Source organism: Methylorubrum populi (assembly GCA_036946625.1).
Taxonomy (GTDB): Bacteria; Pseudomonadota; Alphaproteobacteria; order Rhizobiales; family Beijerinckiaceae; genus Methylobacterium; species Methylobacterium populi_C.
Genome location: JAQIIU010000002.1, coordinates 1,960,919 through 1,983,176, shown reverse-complemented (window position 1 = coordinate 1,983,176; position 22,258 = coordinate 1,960,919). Strand labels below are relative to the sequence as shown.

Annotated in this window: 17 protein-coding genes and 3 pseudogenes; 14 read left to right on the top strand and 6 right to left on the bottom strand. The window is 73.0% G+C overall.

The features are described from left to right. Positions 1-256 precede the first annotated feature (256 nt). The 7 genes and pseudogenes from PGN25_11330 (at position 257) to PGN25_11300 (ending at position 6,610) form a co-directional block, all read left to right on the top strand. The gene (locus PGN25_11330; protein ID MEH3118152.1) at positions 257-1,852 is read left to right on the top strand and encodes a gamma-glutamyltransferase family protein; all 1,596 of its coding nucleotides are present in this window, start codon (positions 257-259) and stop codon (positions 1,850-1,852) included. Positions 1,853-1,902: 50 nt separating this feature from the next. Beyond that, positions 1,903-2,134 (top strand): annotated as a pseudogene (locus PGN25_11325) (dihydroxyacetone kinase). Positions 2,135-2,239: 105 nt separating this feature from the next. Then, positions 2,240-3,529 (top strand): oxalate/formate MFS antiporter, encoded by a 1,290-nt coding sequence (gene oxlT, locus PGN25_11320; protein MEH3118151.1) that lies wholly within the window; start codon positions 2,240-2,242, stop codon positions 3,527-3,529. Positions 3,530-3,655: 126 nt separating this feature from the next. Further along, entirely contained in the window at positions 3,656-4,894 is a 1,239-nt protein-coding gene (gene cbiE, locus PGN25_11315; protein ID MEH3118150.1) for a precorrin-6y C5,15-methyltransferase (decarboxylating) subunit CbiE, read from the top strand. After that, positions 4,873-5,268, top strand: a pseudogene (locus PGN25_11310) (cobalamin biosynthesis protein). The gene cbiE and the pseudogene PGN25_11310 overlap by 22 nt, the downstream one beginning before the upstream one ends. 186 nt (positions 5,269-5,454) lie before the next feature. Then, positions 5,455-5,526, top strand: a complete 72-nt coding sequence (gene cydX, locus PGN25_11305; protein MEH3118149.1) for a cytochrome bd-I oxidase subunit CydX — start codon at positions 5,455-5,457, stop codon at positions 5,524-5,526. Positions 5,527-5,815: 289 nt separating this feature from the next. Then, the gene (locus PGN25_11300; GenBank protein ID MEH3118148.1) at positions 5,816-6,610 is read left to right on the top strand and encodes a lytic transglycosylase domain-containing protein; all 795 of its coding nucleotides are present in this window, start codon (positions 5,816-5,818) and stop codon (positions 6,608-6,610) included. Positions 6,611-6,724: 114 nt separating this feature from the next. Here PGN25_11300 and PGN25_11295 read toward each other — a convergent pair whose 3' ends face one another. The 3 genes from PGN25_11295 to PGN25_11285 all read right to left on the bottom strand — a co-directional run bounded on the left by PGN25_11295 (position 6,725) and on the right by PGN25_11285 (position 10,463). After that, the gene (locus PGN25_11295) at positions 6,725-7,420 is read right to left on the bottom strand and encodes a gamma-glutamylcyclotransferase (GenBank protein MEH3118147.1); all 696 of its coding nucleotides are present in this window, start codon (positions 7,418-7,420) and stop codon (positions 6,725-6,727) included. 305 nt (positions 7,421-7,725) lie between these two features. Beyond that, positions 7,726-9,336 (bottom strand): DUF2336 domain-containing protein, encoded by a 1,611-nt coding sequence (locus PGN25_11290; GenBank protein MEH3118146.1) that lies wholly within the window; start codon positions 9,334-9,336, stop codon positions 7,726-7,728. Then, complete coding sequence (locus PGN25_11285) at positions 9,333-10,463, bottom strand: transglycosylase SLT domain-containing protein (GenBank protein MEH3118145.1); 1,131 nt, start codon at positions 10,461-10,463, stop codon at positions 9,333-9,335. The genes PGN25_11290 and PGN25_11285 overlap by 4 nt, the downstream gene beginning before the upstream one ends. Positions 10,464-10,684: 221 nt before the next feature. Here PGN25_11285 and PGN25_11280 point away from each other — a divergent pair, with 221 nt between their 5' ends. Continuing rightward, the gene (locus tag PGN25_11280) at positions 10,685-11,314 is read left to right on the top strand and encodes an aldolase (GenBank protein ID MEH3118144.1); all 630 of its coding nucleotides are present in this window, start codon (positions 10,685-10,687) and stop codon (positions 11,312-11,314) included. Between the two features lie 108 nt (positions 11,315-11,422). Here PGN25_11280 and PGN25_11275 read toward each other — a convergent pair whose 3' ends face one another. Then, positions 11,423-12,316, bottom strand: coding sequence for a LysR family transcriptional regulator (locus tag PGN25_11275; GenBank protein MEH3118143.1), 894 nt, complete (start codon positions 12,314-12,316; stop codon positions 11,423-11,425). Between the two features lie 109 nt (positions 12,317-12,425). On the opposite strand from PGN25_11275, the gene kdgD reads away from it, so the two are divergent. The 5 genes from kdgD to garD all read left to right on the top strand — a co-directional run bounded on the left by kdgD (position 12,426) and on the right by garD (position 19,728). After that, positions 12,426-13,340: a 5-dehydro-4-deoxyglucarate dehydratase gene (gene kdgD / locus PGN25_11270; protein ID MEH3118142.1), complete on the top strand. Its 915-nt coding sequence runs from the start codon at positions 12,426-12,428 to the stop codon at positions 13,338-13,340. A 122-nt stretch (positions 13,341-13,462) separates the two neighbouring features. Next, positions 13,463-14,839, top strand: coding sequence for an MFS transporter (locus PGN25_11265; GenBank protein MEH3118141.1), 1,377 nt, complete (start codon positions 13,463-13,465; stop codon positions 14,837-14,839). A 99-nt stretch (positions 14,840-14,938) separates the two neighbouring features. Further along, complete coding sequence (gene gudD / locus PGN25_11260) at positions 14,939-16,291, top strand: glucarate dehydratase (protein ID MEH3118140.1); 1,353 nt, start codon at positions 14,939-14,941, stop codon at positions 16,289-16,291. A gap of 78 nt (positions 16,292-16,369) precedes the next feature. Further along, the gene (locus tag PGN25_11255) at positions 16,370-17,929 is read left to right on the top strand and encodes an aldehyde dehydrogenase (NADP(+)) (protein ID MEH3118139.1); all 1,560 of its coding nucleotides are present in this window, start codon (positions 16,370-16,372) and stop codon (positions 17,927-17,929) included. A gap of 209 nt (positions 17,930-18,138) precedes the next feature. Further along, complete coding sequence (gene garD, locus PGN25_11250) at positions 18,139-19,728, top strand: galactarate dehydratase (protein MEH3118138.1); 1,590 nt, start codon at positions 18,139-18,141, stop codon at positions 19,726-19,728. A gap of 450 nt (positions 19,729-20,178) precedes the next feature. Here the strand turns inward: garD and PGN25_11245 are convergent, their stop codons facing one another. Then, a complete protein-coding gene (locus PGN25_11245) occupies positions 20,179-20,418 on the bottom strand; it encodes an Lrp/AsnC ligand binding domain-containing protein (GenBank protein MEH3118137.1) in 240 nt (79 codons plus the stop codon). Positions 20,419-20,799: 381 nt separating this feature from the next. On the opposite strand from PGN25_11245, the pseudogene PGN25_11240 reads away from it, so the two are divergent. Next, positions 20,800-21,113: pseudogene (locus PGN25_11240) on the top strand (transposase). Positions 21,114-21,144: 31 nt separating this feature from the next. Here the strand turns inward: PGN25_11240 and PGN25_11235 are convergent. After that, positions 21,145-22,206 (bottom strand): transposase, encoded by a 1,062-nt coding sequence (locus tag PGN25_11235; protein MEH3118136.1) that lies wholly within the window; start codon positions 22,204-22,206, stop codon positions 21,145-21,147. Positions 22,207-22,258 lie beyond the last annotated feature (52 nt).

The window sequence follows — 22,258 nt, the reverse complement described above, 5'->3', positions numbered from 1 at the left end:
TTTCCTTGGCCAGCCTCAGTCGCCGGCGCCCGCCTCCGCGGGCTCAGGCTTTCGCTCCGCTCGATGTTTTTCAGGACGAATGTCCTGAAAAATCCGCTCCGCGCGGCGCTTTCCGCGCCGCGAAGCCGCTCAAGCGGCTTCGAGCGATGGCCCTGCGGGCCGGCCCCGAGCCGGTTGCCCTTCGCACCGGCGCATGGTCCTGATCCTGCCTCCCGGCCCCGCTTGCCGATCTCGGCGTTCCCTTCAGAGTCCGATCATGCCCGATACGCCCGTCTTCGCCCATGCGGCCGTCGCCGCTCCCCACGCGCTGGCGGCCGCGGCCGGGCAGGGCGTGCTGGCGCAGGGCGGCAACGCCATCGAGGCGATGATCGCCATGGCCGCCGCCATCGCCGTGGTCTACCCGCACATGAACGGCATCGGCGGCGACGGCTTCTGGCTGATCCGCGAGAAGGGCGGGCGGGTCCGCGGCATCGAGGCCTGCGGACCCGCCGGAGCGCTCGCCACCCGCGCCCGCTATCGCGAGAAGGACTACGAGGCCATCCCGTCCCGCGGCCCCGACGCGGCGGTGACGGTGGCCGGGACGGTCGGCGGCTGGCGCCTCGCCCGCGACATGGCCCGCGCCTTCGGCGGCCGGCTGCCCCTCGATACGATCCTCGCCGACGCGATCCGCCACGCCCGCGAGGGCTGCCCGGTCTCGGCCTCGGAGGCGCGCTACGTGCCGAAGGCGCTCGACACGCTCTACGACGCGCCGAATTTTGCAAAGACCTATCTCGACGACGGCAAGCCCTACGCGGCGGGGGCGGTCCGGCGCCAGCCCGAGCTCGCCGACACCCTGGCCCAGCTCGCCCATGCCGGGCTCGACGACTTCTATCGCGGCGATATCGGCCGCGAGATCGCCGCCGACCTGGAGCGCCTCGGCGCGCCGGTGACCCGCGCCGATCTGGAGGCCTGCGCCGCGCGGGAGCGCGCGCCCCTGACCCTGCGGCGGCGCGGCGCCACGCTCTACAACTTTCCCCCGCCCACCCAGGGCCTCGCGGCGCTCGTCATTCTCGGCATCTTCGACCGGCTGGACATCCGGGAGGCGGAAACGACCGCCCACTATCACGGGCTGATCGAGGCGACGAAACGGGCCTTCGCCATCCGCGACCGGTTCGTGACCGATTTCGACCGCCTGACGGGCGACCCGGCCGCCTTCCTCGACCCCCGGCGCCTCGACCGCGAGACCGCGCTGATCGACAGGGGCCGGGCCGCGCGCATTCCGGTTCGCGCGGGCGAGGGCGACACCGTCTGGATGGGGGCGATCGACAACGAGGGCATGGCCGTCTCCTTCATCCAGTCGGTCTACTGGGAATACGGTTCGGGCTGCGTCCTGCCGGGCACCGGCATCGGCTGGCAGAACCGCGGCATGTCCTTCTCCCTCGACCCGAACGCCGTGAACCCGCTGGAGCCGGGCCGGCGCCCGTTCCACACCCTGATCCCGGCGCTCGCCGCCTTCGACGACGGGCGGGTGATGTCCTACGGCTCCATGGGCGGGGACGGGCAGCCGCAATTCCAGGCGCAGATCTTTTCGCGCTACGCCGATTACGGGATGTCGGTGGCCGACGCGGTCGACGCGCCGCGCCTGCTCTACGGCCGCACCTGGGGCGCCGAGTCGCTCAGCGTGAAGGTCGAGGACCGGTTCGATCCGGGCTGCATCGCGGCGCTCGAGCGGATGGGCCACGACATCGAGGAACTGGGCGGCGCCTACGTCGACGCGCTGGGACATGCCGGCATGCTGGTGCGCCATCCCCACGACGGACGGATCGAGGCGACCCACGACCCGCGTTCGGACGGCGGGGCCGCCGGGCTCTGAGAGCCTGTCTGACCGGCCGACATGTCTTCGTCAGGCCACGGCCAGGCGAAAAAGCCCTCCTCCGGCCGCTGCCGGAGGGGCTGGGCGGCGCCCCCTCCCCGTCGCCGGATGCGGCCGGCGTCGCGCGGATCGAGGCGGTGGGCCGGGCACGGCGATACCGGCTCGACCTTCGCCGCCGGCGCCCGCGCCGTGCTGGCCGATCTCGACCGGCTGCCGCAAGCCGAGCCCGCCGCACTCTGCCGGGCGCTCGGCGAGCGCCTCGGACGGGCCGCGGGCGGTTCCGGCCCGGTCGCCCTCGGCGCCGCCTGCCGGCTCGCCCATGCGCGAACCTGAGGCTTCCTCCTGGCACGCTCCTTGCGGTGACGCGGCACCGTCAAGGAGTGAATGATGGATACGGTTTCGAACCGCACGCGGTGGATCCAGCTCGGTCTGGGTCTCCTCGTGATGATGACGATCTCCAGCCCGCAATATGTCTGGACGCTGTTCGTGAAGCCGTTCCAGGCGACGACGGGGGCGAGCCTGGCCGCCGTGCAGGTCGCCTTCACGATGCTGATCGTGCTCCAGACCTTCTTCTCGCCGGTGCAGGGCTGGCTGATCGAGCGCTTCAGCGCCAAGGCGATGATCGCGCTGGGCGCCGCCCTGTCGGGGCTCGGCTGGGTCGCCGCGTCGTACACCGATACGCTGTGGGGCCTCTACGCAACCTACGGCCTGCTCTGCGGCCTCGGCACCGGCATTGTCTATGTCGGCGTGGTCGGGCTGATGGTGCGCTGGTTCCCCGAGCGGCGCGGCTTTGCCGCCGGCGTCGTGGCGGCGGGCTACGGCATGGGCGCCATCGCCACCACCTTCCCGATCACCGACATGATCGCGGCCTCGGGCTACCGCCACACCCTGCTGGTGTTCGGCGCGATCATGGCCGTCGTCGGCGTCGCCGCCGCTTCGGGCCTGCGAACGCCGAAGGCCGGCGAAACTCCGAAAATCCCCGCCGACAAGGTGGCGAGCGCCGCCCGCGACGTGGCGCCGGGCACGATGCTGAAGACCCCGCTGTTCTGGCTGATGTTCGCCATGATGGCGATGATGTCGACCGGCGGCCTGATGGTGGTCGCGCAGTTCGCCGCCTTCGCGCGTGAATTCGGCGTGGCCGACGCCATGGTGTTTGGCTTCGCCGCGCTCCCCTTCGCGCTGACCTTCGACCGGATCACCAACGGCCTGACGCGGCCGTTCTTCGGCTGGGTCTCGGACCATGCGGGGCGCGAGAACACCATGGCGGTCGCCTTCGCGCTGGAGGCGGCGGCCATCGGCCTGCTGCTGACGTTCCGCGAGAATCCCTACGCCTTCGCGCTGCTCTCGGGCGTGGTGTTCTTCGCCTGGGGCGAGATCTTCTCGCTGTTCCCCTCGACCCTGACGGACACCTTCGGCACCAAGCACGCCACCACCAATTACGGCTTCCTCTACATGGCTCAAGGGCTCGGCTCGCTGCTCGGCGGCCCGGTCGCGGCGCTGATCCACGACGCGGTGGGCAGTTGGGTGCCGGTCTTCGGCATCGCCATCGGCCTCGACCTCGTCGTGGCGGCACTCGCGTGGTTCGTGCTCAAGCCCGCCCGCCGCGCCTATCTCGGCGTGCCCGGACCGGCCGTGCCGGAGATGGCCGCGTCGCTGGCCGCCCGCCCGGCGGTCTGAGGCGGCATCCGCAAGCGCCGGCCCTGGCAGAGTCGGGCCGGCGCGCGTAACGGATGGCTTCGCGAGACTCGTCAGCCGCACGCGAAAGACATCCGCCATGCACACGCCCCTGCGGCAGCCCCGGCCGTGACGGCACCGCTTCCTCCCGAGCCGGTCCGCGCGCCCTGGCTCGCCATCGTCGGCATCGGCGAGGACGGGCGGGCGGGCCTCTCGCCTGCCGCGGCGGCGGCCCTCGACGGGGCGGAGGTGGTCTATGGCGGCCGCCGCCACCTCGCGCTCGCCGCGCCCCTCGCCGCCGAGGCCCGGCCCTGGCCGAGCCCGATCACGGATGCCTATCCCGGCATCCTGGCCCGGCGCGGACGCCCGACCTGCCTGCTGGCCACCGGCGACCCCTTCCATTACGGCATCGGCGCCGAGATCGCCCGGCTGGTGCCGGCGTGCGAGATCCGCGCCTTCCCGCAGCCCTCCGCCTTCAGCCTCGCCGCCGCGCGGCTCGGCTGGTCGCTGCCGGAGACCGCCTGCCTCACCCTGCACGGGCGCGACCTTTTCGGAATCGTGCCCCATCTTCAGCCGGGCGCCCGCCTTCTCGCCCTGTCCTGGGACGGCGCGACGCCCGCCGCGGTCGCAGGCCTGCTCGCCGAGCGCGGCCTCGGCCGCTCGCGGCTGAGCGTGCTCGAAGCGATGGGCGGCCCGAACGAGCGCGCCCGCGATGCGCGGGCGGAAGGCTTCGACCTGACGGAGATCGCCGCCCTCAACACCCTCGCGGTCGAGGTGGAGGCCGCACCCGGCGCCCGGATCGTCCCCTTGAGCCCCGGCCTCGACGATGCGTGGTTCGAGAACGACGGCCAACTCACCAAGGCCGAGATCCGCGCCGTGACGCTCGCGGCACTCCGTCCGCGTGCGGGCGAGATCCTGTGGGATCTCGGCGCCGGCTCGGGCTCGGTCTCGATCGAGTGGTGCCTGCGCCATCCCGCCAACCGGGCGGTCGCGGTGGAGCGCCGGCCGGACCGGGCCGCGCGGATCGCGCGCAACGCGCAAGGTCTCGGCGTCGGCGCGCGGGTGCGGGTCGTCGGCGGCGCCTCGCTGGAAGCGCTGCCCACCCTCCCCTCCCCCCGCGCGATCTTCGTCGGGGGCGGCGTCGCCGGACCCGGGCTGCTCGCCGCCTGCCGCGCCGCGCTCGGCCCCGACGGCCGCTGCGTCGCCAACGCCGTGACCCTGGAGGGCGAGGCCGCCCTGCTCGCCGCCTTCGCCGAGGCCGGGGGGAGCCTGCGCCGGCTCTCGGTGGCGCAGGCGAGGCCGGTCGGCGGCCTCACCGGCTGGCACCCGGCCATGCCGATCACGCAATGGGTCTGGACCAAGCCGTGAGGACGCCCCGCGCGGTCGCCGGCATCGGCTTGCGCCGGGCGACGGCGGCGGACGAGATCGTCGCGCTGGTGCACCGCGCCCTGGAGGAGGCCGGGCTCGCGGCGGAAAACCTCGCCGCCATCGCCACGCCCGCGGACCGGGCCGGCGAGCCGGCGATCCGCGAGGCCGCCGCCGCCTTCGGCCTGATCCCGACCGCCCTCGGCCCGGCGGCGCTGGCCGCGGCCGACGCCCGGGTCGTCACCCGTTCGAGCCGGATCGAGGCGATGCGCGGCGTCGGCTCGGTGGCGGAGGCCGCGGCCCTGGCGGCGGCCGGGCCGGATGCGCGGCTCCTTCTGGCGCGCATCGCCAGTGCGGGCGCGACCTGCGCGCTGGCGGGCCCGCCCCCCCCCCGCGGCGGGAGGGCGGCTTTTCACGGGGCGAAGCGTCTCTCACGAAACGCCCGCTGCGCCGACGCGCCCGAAGGGAAACGACCGCGACCGGGCGTTTCGTGAGGCCCTCCGAATTGCCCTCGGGGCGCCCGGTACGCGCCGGGCCCTCGCCTTCGCACGAGGAATTGAACGATGTGGTGCTTCGCCTGGATTCTCGGCCACGGGCTCGCCGCCGTCGTCGGCGTGCTCAACGCCCTCCGGTAACGAACTGCGCTGCGTGTGCGAGACGCCTCCGGAGATCGCGCCGGCGCGTCCGACGCCTTGATCGCCGTACCGAACGGTAACCATTCCATCATCTTATGCCAGGGCGCCACCCGCTGCGCGCCTCACCAGCGCCACAGCGCAGTGTTTCTCCGGAGCGACGGCGGTTCTCGGTGGACGCCCGGTGTGGAGACGTGACTCCGGCTTGCGGATGTCACTGCGCTCCGCGAACAGGCTCCGAGGCCCTTCGAAACGATCGCGGCGCCGCCTGCGCCGCCTGATGGAGTGTGGGATGACCGGACGCGGGTTGAGGATGCTGGCGGCCGCCGGCTTGGTGGGGCTTGCGGGCCTGACGGGCGCGGCGCAGGCGGCGCAGTGCGGCAACACCGCCGCCGGCTTCGAGGCCTGGAAGGACGAGTTCGCCGCCGAGGCCCGGGGCCGCGCCAGCGCGGCCTCGCTCGCGGCGCTCGCCAACACCTCCTACTCCACCGCCACCATCTCGGCGGACCGGGGCCAGAAGAGCTTCAGGCTGTCGCTCGACCAGTTCCTGGCCAAGCGCGGCGGCAACGTCATCGTCTCGCGCGGGCGCGCCCTCAAGCAGCAGAACGCGGCCCTGTTCGCCTCGATCGAGCAGCGCTACGGCGTGCCGCCGGGCCCGCTGCTGGCGATCTGGGGCATGGAGACCGGCTTCGGCGCGGTGAAGGGCAACGTCAACACCCTCTCGGCGGTGGCCACCCTCGCCTACGATTGCCGCCGCTCGGCCTACTTCACCGATCAGCTCTACGCCGCGCTCAAGCTCGTCGACAGCGGCGTGCTCACGCCCGCGACCCGCGGCGCGGCGCACGGCGAGGTCGGCCACACCCAGTTCCTGCCCAAGAACGTGCTGACCTACGGCGTCGGCGGCAGCCTCGACAGTGCGCCGAACGCGCTGAACGCCACCGCCAACTTCCTCAAGGGCCACGGCTGGCAGCGGGGCGCCGGCTACCAGCCCGGCGAGCCGAACTTCGCCGCGATCCAGGGCTGGAACGATGCCGGCGTCTACCAGCGCGCCATCGCGCTGCTGGGCGCGAAGATCGACGGGCAGTAGGTTTCTCGCACTCCCGTCACTGCGAGCGGAGCGAAGCAGTCCAGGGCGCGAACGCGCCGAACAGGGCGGCGTCCTGGATCGCTTGCGCCGAGCCTCGCGATGACGGAGGCGGGCCTACGCGCAGGCCGCGCGCCGCTCCCGCAGGCGCTCGGCCACGAGCGCCTGGAGCGACCACAGGTGCCGGTCGTGGATGCCGAGCCGGGCGCAGGCCTCCGCGGTGCGGAACAGATATTCCGCGCTGGGGCCGAGATGGCCGCAGGCCGCCGCGATCTTGTCGGCGATCTCCGCGTCCGAGAGGCGGCCGGCATAGCGATCGCTCGCCCGGTTCACCATGAAGGTCAGGGCCGTGACCGGGCCGTCTCGCGTCTCGACCGTGACCCAGCGCCCCTCGTAGCCCTTGCCCTTCATCTCCCGCCGCCAGACCGGCATCAGCGCGGCGTGCGGGTCCGTGTCGGCGAGGCGGAAGGCGATGCCGCGGCAGGTCCCGCCCCGGTCGAGCCCCAGCACGAAGCCCGGATTCTCCGGCGTGCCGCGAAACCGCCGCTGCAGCAGGCAGAAGCGGCGGTGCCAGCCCCGCAGCGTGCCGACCCGCTGCTCGTGATAGGCGAATTCCGGGTTCCACAGCAGCGAGCCGTAGGCGAACACCCACAGGCCGCCCTCGGGCGAGGCCCGCCGCGCCAGCATCGCTTCGAGTTCGGGAGAAAGATCCTCGTCCGAGAGCAGCGTCAGCGCTGTCTCGTCGTCGGGGACGGTGTCGGGATGGGCACGGGCGATCAGGTCGAGGGAGAGGGACAGGGGACGAGGGGCCATCGGGTCCGAGGAGACCATCTTCGGCGGCCCCGGCGCAATCCCTGTCTCAAGGCTGCCCAGGGCTCCGAACGCGGGTTCACGGCTTCCGACCCTCGCGCTCCTGTGGATCCGGTTCGCCTTCGGCGCCCCGGCATTGTCTGTCGTCGTGCTGGTCAGGTGAGGGTGTTCCGCGCTGTCGGCGCGACGCCTATCCCACCCCAGCAGACAACCAGCACAAACTGAGTTGATGACGACGGTGAGGACCGATGAGAATCTCCGAGAGCCTCGACCCGAGCTCGGAGCGTTGCCGGGGGCGTACGATCGCCTCAGGCGGCGAGGCGTTCGCGGTCCGCCCGGCAGCGCGGCGTCAGTTCCTCCGGGATCATCCCGGCGGCGACCGCCACGGCGATCGCCCGGGGGCGCGGGGCGCGCTTCGGCTCGGACCGGATCTCCGGCAAAGGCGCCGCGACGGGCATCGGGGCCGGCGCGGCGGCTCGTTCGGCCAGGAAGCGCGTCAGGATCGCGTCGGCGAGTTCGGCGATCACGGTCTGCGCCGCCTCCGGCACGGTCTCCGCCTCGTCCGCGATCGCGACCGCGCCGATGCGGTCCCCGGGCCGGGGCGCCATCGGCCAAGCCGAGGCGGCGGCGGGCGAGAGCGGCTCCGGCGGCAGGACGACGACTTCGGGCGGCGCGGCGTGCCGCGGGGCGGCTTCGGCGCAAAGGTCCGCCGGCGCGACGAGCAGGGCCGCCTCCGGGGTCTCTCGCACCCGGGTCCCTTGCACCTGCATCGCCCGCGCCCGCGCCTCGGCCTGCTCGTGCGTCAGGATGCGCGCCTCGTCCCGGGCGGCCTCCGCCTCGAAGCGGGCGAGCAGCGCCGTCAGGCCGCGCGCCTCGGCGAAGGGAAGCGTTTCGCAGGCGGTGAGCGCCGCCTCGATCATCGAGCGGGCGAGCCGCGGCCCGCTCATGCCGCCGCGGCCGTCGTTCGCGTCGCGCCGGACGGTCAGCGCCGCACGGATGGCGGGCAGCAGCAAATCGGGCAACCCGGCCCGGCGGTGGAGCGCGGCGAAGCCCGCACCGTGCGGCTCGCGCATCAGCCCGGCGACGCGGGGCCGGCTGAGCCCGCTCAGCTCGGCCAGGGCGATCTCGGCGAAGGGCAGGCGCAGGGAGAGGATCGCCCGCAGGATCAGGCCGGCGGTGAGCTGCTCCTGCATCCGCAGATGCGCCACGAGCCGGGCGAGCCCGGCCTCCTCGGCCTCGTCGCTCAGGGCCAGGGCGGCGGCGTCGCGGGCCTCGCGGGCGACCCGCGCGCCGCGCGCGGAGTTGATCCAGCCGGCATCCTGGCCGAAGCGCGAGAGCTGCTCGGCCATCAGTGCGACGATGGCGTGCCGCACCTCGATCGGCAGGTCGGCGCGGGCGAGCAGGGCTTGGCGCAGGCCCGCCTCGTCGCCGTGGCGCTCGACCATGCGCAGCATGGCGGGGGTGCCGATCGCGGCCAACGGGTTCTGCGCCAGCGCGATCAGCGAGGGCGCGCCGCCGACCTCCGCGAGCGCGGCGGCGACCGGCTTCGACACGTCGGACCGTCCGGCCACCGCCGCGCGGGTCTCCTCGCAGCCCATGGCGACGCAATCCACGAGGTCGGCATCCATGAGAACGGGCGAGCGCGCCAGCACGAGGCAGGCGATGTCCGGCCGGTCCGAGGCGAGCGCCACGATCAGCGGGCGCGGCGCCTGGTCCGAATCGGCGCAAGTCCGCGCCAGGGCCCGGCGCACCGCCGGGGCGGGATCGTCGAGCAGGGCGAGCAACGCCGTCTTGGCCTCCCAGGCCGCGTCCGGTCCGAGCGTGCCCTGGAGATAGCTGTGCGTCAGCGCCCCCGCGGCCTCGGCGCGCCGCTCGACCGAGGCGTTCTGGGTGAGGGTGAGGAACTGGCGAAGGATCATGAGCCGTTCCTGAGCCGGTAGGAGGAGGAATCGAACAGCGAGCTTTTGGCGTTCGGCGGCGAACGGGTCGTCGTCGCGGCGGTTGCCGGGTCCGTGGCCGGGCCGGCCATGAAGGCCGCCGCCGGGGCCGCCGTCAGCCCGGCGGGCCGGCGCGGCGGCAGCGGCACGACGATGGCCTGCGCGGCGGGCGCGCTCTGCGCCGCGGCCGGAGCTGCGCCGGCCTGGGCCGCCGGCTCGGCCTCGCTCCAGCCGTCGGAGCGCGGGAAGTAGGTCGGGGCGGCCCGAGCCGCCGTGCCCGCGGCGCGGCTCTGCCAGAGCTTGGCCACGCCGTCCGAGATCGCCCCCTGGCGCCGGTCGGTCTGGAACAGCGAGCGGAGGCCGCCCTCCAGCGAGGCGTAGGCGGTCGGCGGGTCGGTCTCCGCCGCGGCGGTCGCGACCGGGGTCGCCGTGCCGGAGGCCGCCTGGCCGGCCGCTTGACCCGTCGCCTGGCTCAAGAGCGCGTAGAGTTCGGAGGAACTGCGCGGCTGCCCGGCCCGATCGTAGAACAGGCCGCGGTTGGCGGCGGCCGCCTCCGGCAGGTCGAGGGCGGCGGCGCGGCCCGGGCTCGCCTGGGCGGAGGCGATCAGCGCGGCAGCCCCCTTCGCGCCGAGCACGTGGGCGGCGTAGAGGTCGCCCGCATTCGGCTCGCGGCCCAGCGCCGCCGTCAGCGCCTCGCCGTTGCGCTGCGTCAGCGCGCCCGCGAGCGTCGCCGAGATCTTCGGGTCGCGGCGCAGGTCGAGGATCGCCTGCCGGGTGGTGGGATCGGCCACGGTGTAGCGGCCGTCTGCGCCCGTCGTGATGGCGTCGGCGTAGGTGGAGAGGCCGAGCTTGGGCCCGGTGCTCTTCATCACCCCGAGCCAGGTCTGCTCGATGAACTGGAACAGGCCGGTGGCGGTGGAGGTGCTCGCCTTGGCCGACGGGTTGAGGCTCGATTCGCGCTGCGCCGTGGCGAGCAGGTAGTCGAAGCCGACGCCGCTCGTCTGCGCCCCCTCGCGAATCGCGTCGACGACCTCGCCGCTCGCGGTCCCGATCCGTGCGGGCGCGGCCGTCTCGCGGGTGCCGATGGGAGCATGGGTGAACAGGAACATGACGCGTCCCGCCGGGACCGTCGTTCGGCCCCGTGAAGCGCGAGTCTTCTGCGGTTATGGTAAAGGAAGCTTGAATGATACGATATCCGGTTGCTGACTTCGGCCTCTCCTGCGTCATCGCGAGGCGAAGCCGTGGCGATCCAGGGCGCGCCCTGGATCGCTTCGCGGCCGCTCGCGATGACGGAGGGGGGCCAAACCCGAAGCGATCAATCGGAAACGGTATGAGCCCTCTGCCGCCCTGTCCCGCGCCCCGCCTCGCCGTCGTGGTCGCGGACCCGGCGGCGTGTCTCGCGGCGACGCCCCATGCGACACCCCATGCGACGGACACGCTCGTGCTGGAGCCCGCCGTGATCCTGGCGGGGCCCGTGCCCCGTCTGCGGGCCGCGCGGCCCGATCTGACGATCTACGCCACCCTCGACGGTGCGGACGATCCGGCGCTCGACGGCATCGTCGCGCAAGCCCCGGACGGCCTGTTGCTGCGCGACGCCCGCTCCGGCCGCGACGTGGCCGATCTCGGCGGCCGGCTCGCCGTCCGCGAGGCCGAGGCCGGCCTGCCCGATGGCGGCATCGCCATCCTCGCCGCGATCCACCATCCCCTCGGCGTGCTCGACGCGCAAAACTTCGTCGGTGCGAGCCCACGGCTCGGCGGGCTCGGCCTCGACCGGAACGCGCTCGCCGCGTCCCTGGGGGAGGGCGACGCGCTCGTCCAGGCCCGCGGCATGATCCGGATCGCCGCCGCCGCGGCGGGCGTCACGATGTTCGAGGTGCTCGACTCGAAAGCGAGCGCGAGGCCCGCGGCATCGCGGCAGGAGGGGCTCGGATTGCTCGTCCTGCGCGAATCGACCCGATGAGGCGATACCAAGCCCATCCGAGGCAGGAGGCCGTGGCTCCGGTGCCCTCGACCCGGCGCACGAAAGCCTATCGGCGGCCCTCCGCGGCCACGGACCGACCCGTCGTATCTATGAGGTCGCGTCCAATACCGCGCTGCGCACGGCGTCCAGGCACGGGTTCGGGTCGTCCTTGCGCGAGGCCAGGAGCAGTTCGGGCCGCGCCGTCGCCGGCAGGCGGATCGACCGCAGCGCGACGTCCGCGACGCGGACACCGCGGACGCCCTCCGGCACCAGCGCCACGCCGAGGCCCGCGCCGACCAGTGCCAGCATCGCGTGGACTTGGTTGACCCGCTGCACGACCCGCGGGCGCACGCCGCTCGCCTCGAACAGCGCGTCGAGCAGGTCGATGAAGTAGCGCCCGCCGCGCGGCGACCACGTGACGAACGGCTCCCCGTGGAGGTCGCGCACCGTGGGCGCGCGCCCGGCGGCGAGCGCGTGGTTCCGCGGCACCGCCAGGACGAGACGCTCACGCGCCAGCGGGACCGCGGCGATCGCGCCCTCGGCCAGCGCCGGCGAGGGACGAAGCAGCGCGAGGTCGATCCGGTTGCCCTCCAGCGCCAGGATCTGCTCGCCGGAGACCATCTCCTCCAGCATGAGGTCGATCCCTGGCAGGCGCGCGCGCAGGTGCGCCACGAGCCGCGGCAGGGTGCGGTAGGCCGAGGCCGCGGTGAAGCCGAGCCGCACGAGGCCGCTCTCGCCGCGGGCGGTGCGGCGGGTGACCTGCTCCGCGCTGTCGACCGCCGCCAGCACCCGGTGTGCCTCGGCCAGGAAGGTGCGCCCGGCGGGCGTCAGGCGGACCGCGCGGGTGGAGCGCTCCAGGAGGTCGACGCCGAGCGCCCGCTCCAGCATCTGGACCTGCCGCGACAGGGGCGACTGGGTCAGGTTCAGGCGCGCGGCGGCGCGGCCGAAGTGCAGTTCCTCGGCGACCGCGACGAAGCTGCGGGCGTGGCCCAGGTCGAACATCGATGCACGATCCGGGATAATCCAGCCAAAATCAACGTTGGACGCGAGACGCGCCCCGAACGTACCCGGATCCCCGACGCCCGAACGGCGCGAATCACGGGAGGCGACGATGGCGCGGATGACCCCTGCGGAGATGGCCAAGGCCCTGGGCTCCGGCCTGCTCTCGTTCCCGGTCACGCACTTCCGCGACGATCTCGCCTTCGACGAGGGCGCCTACCGCAACAACCTCTCGCGCCTGGCCGACCACCCCGTCGCCGGGCTGTTCGCCGCCGGCGGCACCGGCGAGTTCTTCTCCCTCACCCCCGCCGAGGTCGACCGCGTGCTGCGCGCCGCCGTCGAGGAGACCTGCGGGCGCGTGCCGGTCATCGCGCCGACCGGCCACGGCACGGCCATCGCCGTCGAGCTGGCCCGGGCGGCCGAGGCGGCGGGCGCCGACGGGCTGCTGCTGCTGCCGCCCTACCTCGTCGGTTCCGAGCAGGAGGGGCTGGCCGCCCACGTCGAGGCCGTATGCCGGGCGACCCGGCTCGGCGTCATCGTCTACAACCGCGCCAATGCGCAACTCAACGAGCGGACTCTCGCCGACCTGTGCGAGCGCTGCCCCAACCTCGTCGGTTTCAAGGACGGGGTCGGCGACGTCGAGCTGATGACCCGGGTCTACGCCGGGCTCGGCGACCGTCTGACATACGTCGGCGGCCTGCCGACCGCCGAGACCTTCGCCCTGCCGTATCTGGAGATGGGAGTGACCACCTACTCCTCGGCGATCTTCAATTTTCTGCCGGAGTGGGCGCTGTCGTTCTACGCCGCGGTCCGCGCCCGCGACCGGGACGCGGTCTACGCCGAGCTGCGCGACTTCGTGCTGCCCTACATCGCGATCCGCAACCGTCGACGCGGCTACGCGGTCTCGATCGTCAAGGCCGGCATGACCGCCGTCGGGCGCCACGCCGGCCCGGTGCGCCCGCCGCTCACCGACCTCGACGCGGCCGAACTGGCCGAACTGAAGGCGCTGATCGGCGACCGCCGCTGAGCGGCCCGCCCCGGCGGCCCGCCGCCGGGGCCGAGAGCCGGCACGACGCGACGACGACACGCCGGCCAACGGCGGACCAACGATCGCCCGGCCCACGGGCGCGACCGATCGGGAGGACGCCCATGGACATCACGACATCCGGCATCACGACCACGCCGGCGGCCGCGGGCGCCGGCTCGGCCACCGACGCGGGCGCGCGGCGCGGCCGCGTGCGCCTGCTCATCGCGCTGATGCTGTTCGCGGCCACGGCGATCAACTACGCCGACCGCGCGACCATCTCGATCGCCGGCCCGGACATGGCCCGCGAGCTCGGGCTCACCCCCGTGCAGATGGGCTACGTGTTCTCGGCCTTCGCGTGGTCCTACGTGCTGGCGCAGATCCCCGGCGGCTGGCTCCTGGACCGCTTCGGGGTGAAGTGGGTCTACGCCGCCTCGATCGGCCTGTGGTCGGTCTTCACCCTGCTTCAGGGCGGGATCGGCTTCCTCACCGGGCTCGCGGCCGTCGCCGTCCTGTTCGCCCTGCGCCTCATCGTCGGGCTGACCGAGGCGCCGGCCTTCCCGGCCAACGCGCGCATCGTCGCCGCGTGGTTCCCCGCCCGCGAGCGCGGCATGGCCTCGGCCTTCTTCAACTCGGCGCAGTACTTCGCCACCGTGCTGTTCATGCCGCTGATGGCCTGGATCGTCCACACCTTCAGTTGGCACCACGTCTTCACGGTGATGGGGCTGTTGGGCGTCGCCTTCGCCGTCCTGTGGCTGCGCGTCGTCCACGGCCCGGAGGACCACCCGCAGATCGGCCGCGCCGAGCGCGAGTACATCCGCGAGGGCGGCGCGCTGATGGTCATGGACGGTGCCGTCTCCGGCGGGGTCGGGCAGGCCGGCCGCACCCTGCGCCAGCTCCTCGGGAGCCGCATGCTGCTCGGCATCTACTTCGGGCAGTACTTCATCACGGTGCTCACCTACTTCTTCCTCACGTGGTTCCCGGTCTATCTCGTGAAGGAGCGCGGCCTGTCGATCCTGCAGGCGGGTTTCGCGGCGGTGCTGCCGGCCCTGTGCGGCTTCATCGGCGCCCTCCTGGGCGGCTTCATCTCGGACGTGCTGCTGCGCCGCGGCCATTCGCTCACCGCCGCCCGCAAGATCCCGATCGTGGCCGGCATGCTGGTCTCGATGGCGATCGTGGGCTGCAACTACGTCCAGGCCGACGCGCTGGTCGTCGGGCTGATGGCGCTGGCCTTCTTCGGCAAGGGCGTGGGGGCGCTGGGCTGGGCGGTGGTGGCCGACACCTCGCCGCGGGAGAGCGGCGGCCTGTCGGGCGGCCTGTTCAACACCTTCGGCAACACCGCCGGCATCACGACGCCGATCGTCATCGGCTACATCGTCCAGGCGACCGGCTCGTTCAACGGCGCCCTGGTGTTCGTGGGCGCCAACGCCCTGGCGGCGGTGTTCTGCTACCTCGTCGTGGTCGGTCGGATCCGCCGCGTCGAACTCGCCCCTCAGGGCTGAGGAGCGCCGGTCCGCCCGCCCCGGGACGCGGGCCGGCCCATCCCGAGCATGCCGCGCGACGAGCAAGATGCGGCCGGACCGTCGACAGGGAGCGAGATCATGCCGTTCGAACAGACGCAGCACGCCGCCCGCAACACCCCCGTCGTGACCGGGATGCGGGTGGTGCCCGTGGCCGGCCGCGACAGCATGCTCCTGAATCTGTCCGGCGCGCACGGGCCGTACTTCACCCGCAACCTCGTGGTGCTCACCGACTCGACCGGCGCCACGGGGCTCGGCGAGGTGCCCGGCGGCGAGGGCATCCGCGGGGTGCTGGAGGAGGCGCAAGACCTCGTCGTCGGCCGGCCGCTGGGGGCGTGGCAGACCGCGCTCAACGCGATGCGCGCCCGCTTCGCCGGCCGTGACCCCGACGGGCGGGGCCTCCAGACCTTCGACCTGCGGGTGGCGATCCACGCGGTCACGGCGGTCGAGTCCGCCTTCCTCGACCTGCTCGGCCAGTTCCTGGACGTGCCGGTGGCCGCGCTCCTCGGCGAGGGCCAGCAGCGCGAGGCAGTCGAGATGCTGGGCTACCTGTTCTACGTCGGCGACAGCCGCCGCACGGGCCTGCCCTACCGCGAACCGCGAGGCCGCGACGGCTGGCTGCGTCTGCGCGACGAGGAGGCGCTGACCCCCCGGGCCGTCGTGCGGCTGGCCGAGGCCGCCCGCGACGCCTACGGGTTCAACGACTTCAAGCTCAAGGGCGGCGTGCTGGCCGGCGAGGCGGAGATCGAGGCGGTCACCGCGATCAAGGCGCGCTTCCCCGACGCCCGGGTCACCCTCGACCCGAACGGCGCGTGGTCGCTCTCCGAGGCGATCACCCTGTGCAAGGGCCGGGGCGACGTGCTGGCCTACGCCGAGGACCCCTGCGGTGCGGAGGCCGGCTTCTCCGGCCGCGAGGTGATGGCCGAGTTCCGCCGCGCCACCGGCCTGCCCACCGCCACCAACATGATCGCCACCGACTGGCGGCAGATGAACCACGCCATCCAGCTCGGCGCGGTCGACATCCCGTTGGCCGACCCGCACTTCTGGACGCTGGCCGGCTCCGTGCGCGTCGCCCAACTGTGCCGCGACCACGGCCTGACCTGGGGCTCGCACTCCAACAACCACTTCGACGTGTCGCTGGCGATGTTCACCCACGCGGCCGCGGCCGCCCCGGGGCGCGTGACCGCCATCGACACGCACTGGATCTGGCAGGACGGCCAGCGCCTGACCCGGGAGCCGCTGGCGATCCGCGGCGGGCTGGTGCGCGTGCCGGAGCGGCCGGGCCTCGGGATCGAGATTGACTGGGCCGAGGTCGAGGCGGCCCACGATCTCTACCGGCGGCACGGGCTCGGCGCCCGCGACGACGCGGCGGCGATGCAGGCGCTGATCCCGGGCTGGACCTTCGACAACAAGCGCCCCTGCCTGGTGCGCTGAGGCGGGGCGCGGGGCGGCGCGACGGGGGAAGCGATGGGAGAGGGCGGTATGGATCTGGGCGGCACGGACCTGCGCGGCATGAGCCTGGTGGGCGGGGAGGCGGTCCCCGGCGGGGGCGCTCCCTTCCGGGCGGTGGAGGCAGCCACGGGGGCGGAGATCGAGCCCGGCTTCGCCCCGGCCGCGCCGGAGGCGGTCGACCGCGCCTGCGCGCTGGCCGAGGCCGCCCTCGACGCCTACCGCGAGACCGCGCCGGAGGCGCGCGCCGCCTTCCTGGAGCGGATCGCGGGGAACATCCTGGACCTCGGCGACGGCCTGATCGCACGCTGCATGGCCGAGAGCGGCCTGCCGTGGGCGCGCCTGGAGGGCGAGCGCGCCCGCACCGTCGGCCAGTTGCGCATGTTCGCCGGCGTCGTGCGCGACGGCGGCTTCCTCGGCTCGCGCGTCGATCCGGCCCTGCCGGAACGCAAGCCCCTGCCCCGGCCGGACCTGCGCCTGCGCAACGTCGCGGTCGGGCCCGTGGCGGTGTTCGGCGCCTCGAACTTCCCGCTCGCCTTCTCGGTGGCTGGCGGCGACACCGCCTCGGCGCTCGCCGCCGGTTGCCCGGTGGTGGCCAAGGCGCACCCCGCCCATCCCGGCACGTCGGAGCTGGTCGGGCGCGCGGTGGCGCGGGCGGTCTCGGCGTGCGGCCTGCCCGCGGGCGTGTTCTCGCTGCTGTTCGACGGCGGCATCGCCGTCGGCGAGCGGCTGGTGGCCGACCCGCGCATCGCGGCGGTGGGGTTCACCGGCTCGCGGGCCGGCGGCACGGCGCTGATGCGGATCGCCGCCGCGCGTCCCGCGCCGATCCCGGTCTACGCCGAGATGAGTTCGATCAACCCGGTCGTGCTGTTCCCGGCCGCACTGGCCGCCCGCGGTGCCGCGATCGGCCGGGCGTTCGTGGCCGCGCTGACGCTGGGCGCGGGCCAGTTCTGCACCAACCCCGGCCTCGTGCTCGCGGTGGAGGGGGCGGGGCTCGACGCGTTCGTGGCCGGCGCCGCGGGGGCGCTCGAAGGCGCGGCGGCGCAGACGATGCTGACCCCGGGCATCGGCCGGGCTTACCGCGCGGGCGTGGACGCGCTGGCGGGCAACCCCGCGGTGGAGGTGCTGGCCCGCGGGCAGGCCGGCGGCGACCATCAGGGCCGGCCGATGCTGTTCGCCACCGACGCGCGGTCCTTCCTTGCCGATCGTCATCTGGCTGAGGAGGTGTTCGGCGCGGCCTCGCTGGTTGTACGCTGCCGGGACATGGGCGAGGTCCGCGCGGTGCTGGAACGGCTGGAGGGCCAGCTCACGGCCGCCCTCCACATCGACGCGGACGACCACGCGGCGGCGCGTGGGCTGCTGCCGTTGCTCGAGCGGCGGGTCGGGCGCATCCTGGTCGACGGCTTCGGCACGGGCGTCGAGGTGGGTCACGCGATGGTGCACGGCGGGCCCTACCCGGCCACCTCGGACGGGCGCACCACCTCGGTGGGCAGCCTCGCGATCGGGCGCTTCCTGCGCCCGGTCTGCTACCAGGATCTGCCCGACGCCTTGCTGCCGGACGCCCTCAAAGCTGGGAATCCGCTCGGCATCAAGCGTCTGGTCGACGGAGGCCGCGATGCCTGAGCGGGCGGAGGGGCCATCCGCCCCGCGCGTCAACCGGCTGTACATGGCGCGTTCCCACGCGCTGTACGCCCTGTCGGTCGAGACGCGCGGGGCGGTCTGAAGCGATCGGGATCCCGGCAGGCCGGGTCCGGGGCGGCGGCGACCGCCGGTGAGGGGCCGCCCGTGCGGCCCGGCGAGGGAGGGATGCGATGACCGCAGGCACGACCCGGATGAGCGCGCCCCCGGCGGAGGACGCGGCCGCGCGGACCTCGGGCGACGCCCCGCGCACGATCCGGCTGCACGCCAGCGACAACGTGGCGATCGTCGTCAACGCCTTCGGCCTGCCCGCCGGGACCGCCTTCCCCGACGGGACGGAGCTTCGGGAATTCGTGCCGCAGGGCCACAAGGTGGCGCTCGCCGACATCGCGCCGGGCGAGCCCGTGCGCCGCTACGGCGAGGTGGTGGGTTACGCGACGGAAGCCATCCCGCGCGGCGGCTGGGTCGAGGAATCGCGCGTCGAGACCCCGACCGCCCCCGACCTGGACACCCTCGACCTCACGCCCCGCCCGCCCGCGCCGTTGCCGCCCCTCGAAGGCTACACCTTCGAGGGGTTCCGCAACTCGGACGGCTCGGTCGGCACCAAGAACATCCTCGCCATCTCCACCAGCGTGCAGTGCGTGGCCGGCACCCTCGACGTGGCGATCCGGCGGATCAGGGCGGAGCTGCTGCCGCGCTACCCCAACGTCGACGACGTGGTTGGCCTGACCCACGCCTACGGCTGCGGCGTGGCGATCAACGCCCCCGAGGCGGTGATCCCGATCCGCACCCTCCAGAACCTCGCGCGCAACCCGAACTTCGGCGGGCAGGTCATGGTGGTGGGGCTGGGCTGCGAGAAGCTCGTCTCCGAGCGCCTGCTGCCCGACGGCGCGCCGACCGGCGGCGTGGAGGCAGGCTTGACGGGAGGCGTGACCAGGCTCCAGGACGAGCAGCACGCTGGCTTCGGCACGATGCTCGACACGATCCTGGCAATGGCCGAGGAGCGGCTCGCCGTGCTCGACCGGCGCCGGCGCGAGACCTGCCCGGCCTCCGACCTCGTGGTCGGCCTGCAATGCGGCGGCAGCGACGCGTTCTCGGGGGTGACCGCCAACCCGGCGATGGGGGTCTGCGCGGACATGCTGGTGGCTTGCGGCGCCACGGTGCTGTTCTCCGAGGTGACGGAGGTGCGCGACGCGATCCACCTGCTTACCCCGCGCGCGGCGACCCCCGAGGTCGCTCGCGCGCTGGTGCGGGAGATGGCGTGGTACGACGCCTACCTCGCCAAGGGCGGGGCCGACCGGCGCGCCAACCCGTCGCCCGGCAACAAGCGGGGCGGCCTCAACAACATCGTCGAGAAGGCGCTGGGCTCCGTGGCCAAGTCCGGCACCGCGGCGATCAGCGGCGTGCTGGCGCCGGGCGAGCGGGTGCGGGAGCGCGGCCTGATCTTCGCCGCGACGCCGGCCAGCGACTTCGTCTGCGGCACGCTGCAGCTCGCCTCGGGGATCACGCTGCAGGTGTTCTCCACCGGGCGCGGCACGCCCTACGGACTGGCGCAGGCGCCGGTGATCAAGGTCGCCACCCGCACGGAACTCGCCGAGCGCTGGTCGGACCTGATCGACTTCGACGCAGGCCGCGTCGCCACCGGGCGGATGACGATCGAGGAGGCCGGCCGCGAACTGTTCCGGCTGATCCTCGACGTGGCGAGCGGGCGCAAACGGCCGTGGTCGGACCGCTGGGGCCTGTTCAACGACCTAACCCTGTTCAACCCCGCGCCCGTCACCTGACCGGCCCCGGCCGCGGGATCGAGGGCGTCGACCCCGGGAGCGGTGCGATGACCCTCGCGCCGGTCCGCGCGGCGGCGCGCGTCAGAGCCGGATACGACGTCCCGGGCCGCCCGCGCGCACTTGGGCGGTGGACGCCGATCGGCATCGCTCACGATGCCCATCCGGTATCGCGTCGCCGAGATCCGCTTCCGGACATCATGTGTTCGAAAGCGGCCGGACGGCTTTCGGCCAACTGCCGGCGCGACCACGCGGCGCATATCAGCACGCGCCAGTATGCTCGGTTGGGGGTCGCTTCGTCATGGCTCCATCCTCGCAAGAGTTGGAGTCTCCGGGAAACCCGGCACGGTTCAAGGTGCCAACCACAGTGGGGCAAGACCGCACCGGATGCGCTTCCGTCCTCCAGGATGAATGTCCCGACGCATGACTCATCGGCCCACGGCATCGTCCTCGTCAGAGAAAAGCCTTGAACGCGATGATCGTCTCGGAGTCCCTGACGTTGCTGAGGCGCAGCAGGAACGCGTTGACGAACAGCCCGATATCGACGTCGTTGTCGACGTGGAATTTGGCCATGATGTCGAACCTGCCAGCCGTCGAATAGATTTCCGATGCGATGCTCATGGCCAGAAGCGAATCGGACACCTCGTAAGTCTTGCCGATTTCGCATTTGATTTGGACAAAGAAGGTCTTCATGGACATCTCTCCGGCTGGGGCCGGGCTTGAGGGCGCATGGGTCGATCGCGCGTCTCCGCCGGCAGGTGCGATCGTAACGAACTGAGGCTGTCACGGATCGAAGCGCCTCGGCATCGGATTGCCGAGGGCGCCGCGATCAATCAAGCCGTCGCACAGGCCCTCGGTACGACGGCTGCCACGGCCAGCCGTCAGTTGAAGTACCCGACCCAACGGACCGTGTAGCGTTGCCCTCGGGACGGTTCTGCGCGCCGAACTCGTAATAGGCGTTGAAGAACAGGAAGTTGTGATCATCCCTCGGTTTGGCGGACACGCAGGTGATCGGCCCCCACACGAGTGGTCCGCCCTGAGGTATGGCCTGCGGGCCAGGACGAGGACGGACCGATGGGAACGAAGCGGCACAAGCCCGAGGACGTGGTCGCCAAGCTGCGGCCGGCGGACGTGTTGATCGCGCAAGGTCAAAGTGTGGCCGATGTGATCCGAGCTCTCGGCGTGACCGAGGTGAGGTACTAGCGCTGGCGCAAGGAGTTCGGCGGTCTGAAGACGGATCAGGTCCGGCGGATGAAGGACCTGGAGGTCGAGAACCAGCGGCTGCGCAAGGCGATTGCCGATCTGACGCTGGACAAGCCGATCCTGCAGGAGGCGGCCCGGGGAAACTTCTGAGCCCCGCGCGCCGACGCGCCTGTGTCGAGCACATCGTGGAGACGATGAAGAGATACTGTCGGCGAATCAGGCGGCCTGTGCCAAGGCTGCGAAGCGTGTCGTGCGCGTCCTGGCTCGCGGCACTGCCGCCAACCAGTGTACGACCCGCGCGGCGTTCATCGCTGCGGCCACGCACACCTGCTGCAGTCCGGTCCTGGCTTGGCCGATGTATCGGCTCCTGCGTAGTCCGAAGGCCCGCACGCCCTGCGAGAGCGTGCCTTCGATCCCGGCGCGGATGCGATACCGCTGCTTCCAGGCTGGATCCTGCATCCGGTCTCGAGCGGCGTTCAGCGCCTCGTATTCCGGGCGCGGCAGGAAGTAGACGGAGCGGCGCGCCTCCTTCGACGCGGTGCAAAGCGCTCGCGTCGCGCAGGCGCCGCAATCGGTCCGGCTGAACACCGCCTGGAAGCGCGGGGCACCGACCTCGTCGCGGGTAGCGCGCCACGTCACTGACGTCTTGCCCTGGGGACAGGTGACCCGCTCGCCTTCCCAGTCGATTGCGAAGTGGCGCTGTTCATAGGTCTGCTCAGCCTGCGTCGCCTGCCTCGGCATGGCGCGGACCGGCCCTTCCAACGCGACGTCATGGTCGCGTCGGCTACCGACCAGCAGTCCCGCATCGACGTAGCCGGCATCCACGAAGTGCTCGGCCGGCAGAAGGTTCTTTGCCGCCAGCTGCTCGTGGATCGCGGCCGTGCTCGCCATGTCCGGCTGCATCGCCGGACAGGTCATCACGTTTGTGATCAGATGGGCCGCGTCCGCATCGCAGACTTCGGTGACGTGTACCTTGTAACCCGACCATTCCATCTGCCGCTTGGTGCTGTAGTGGACCTCCGGGTCGTAGGGAGACTGCAGTCGCTCGCCGACCGGCGGCAACTCGGCGCCGCTGCGCCACCGTGGCGGCCCGCTTCCCTCGCGGGCATAATGCACTCGCCATACATCGCGCAGCGTTCCCACCATCGGCACGGCCCGCACCTCAGGCGGTGCCGCCGGCGCGTCCAGCGCTTCGAGTAGGGCAAACCCGTCCGTACCGATCGCAAGAGCGAGTGCCTCGCGTTCCGTCCGAGCCCTGGGCAGGCGATAGTCCTCCACCCGGCGTCCATAGCGCTCGAACCAGACCGGTCGGCGTCGGCCGCTTGACGGT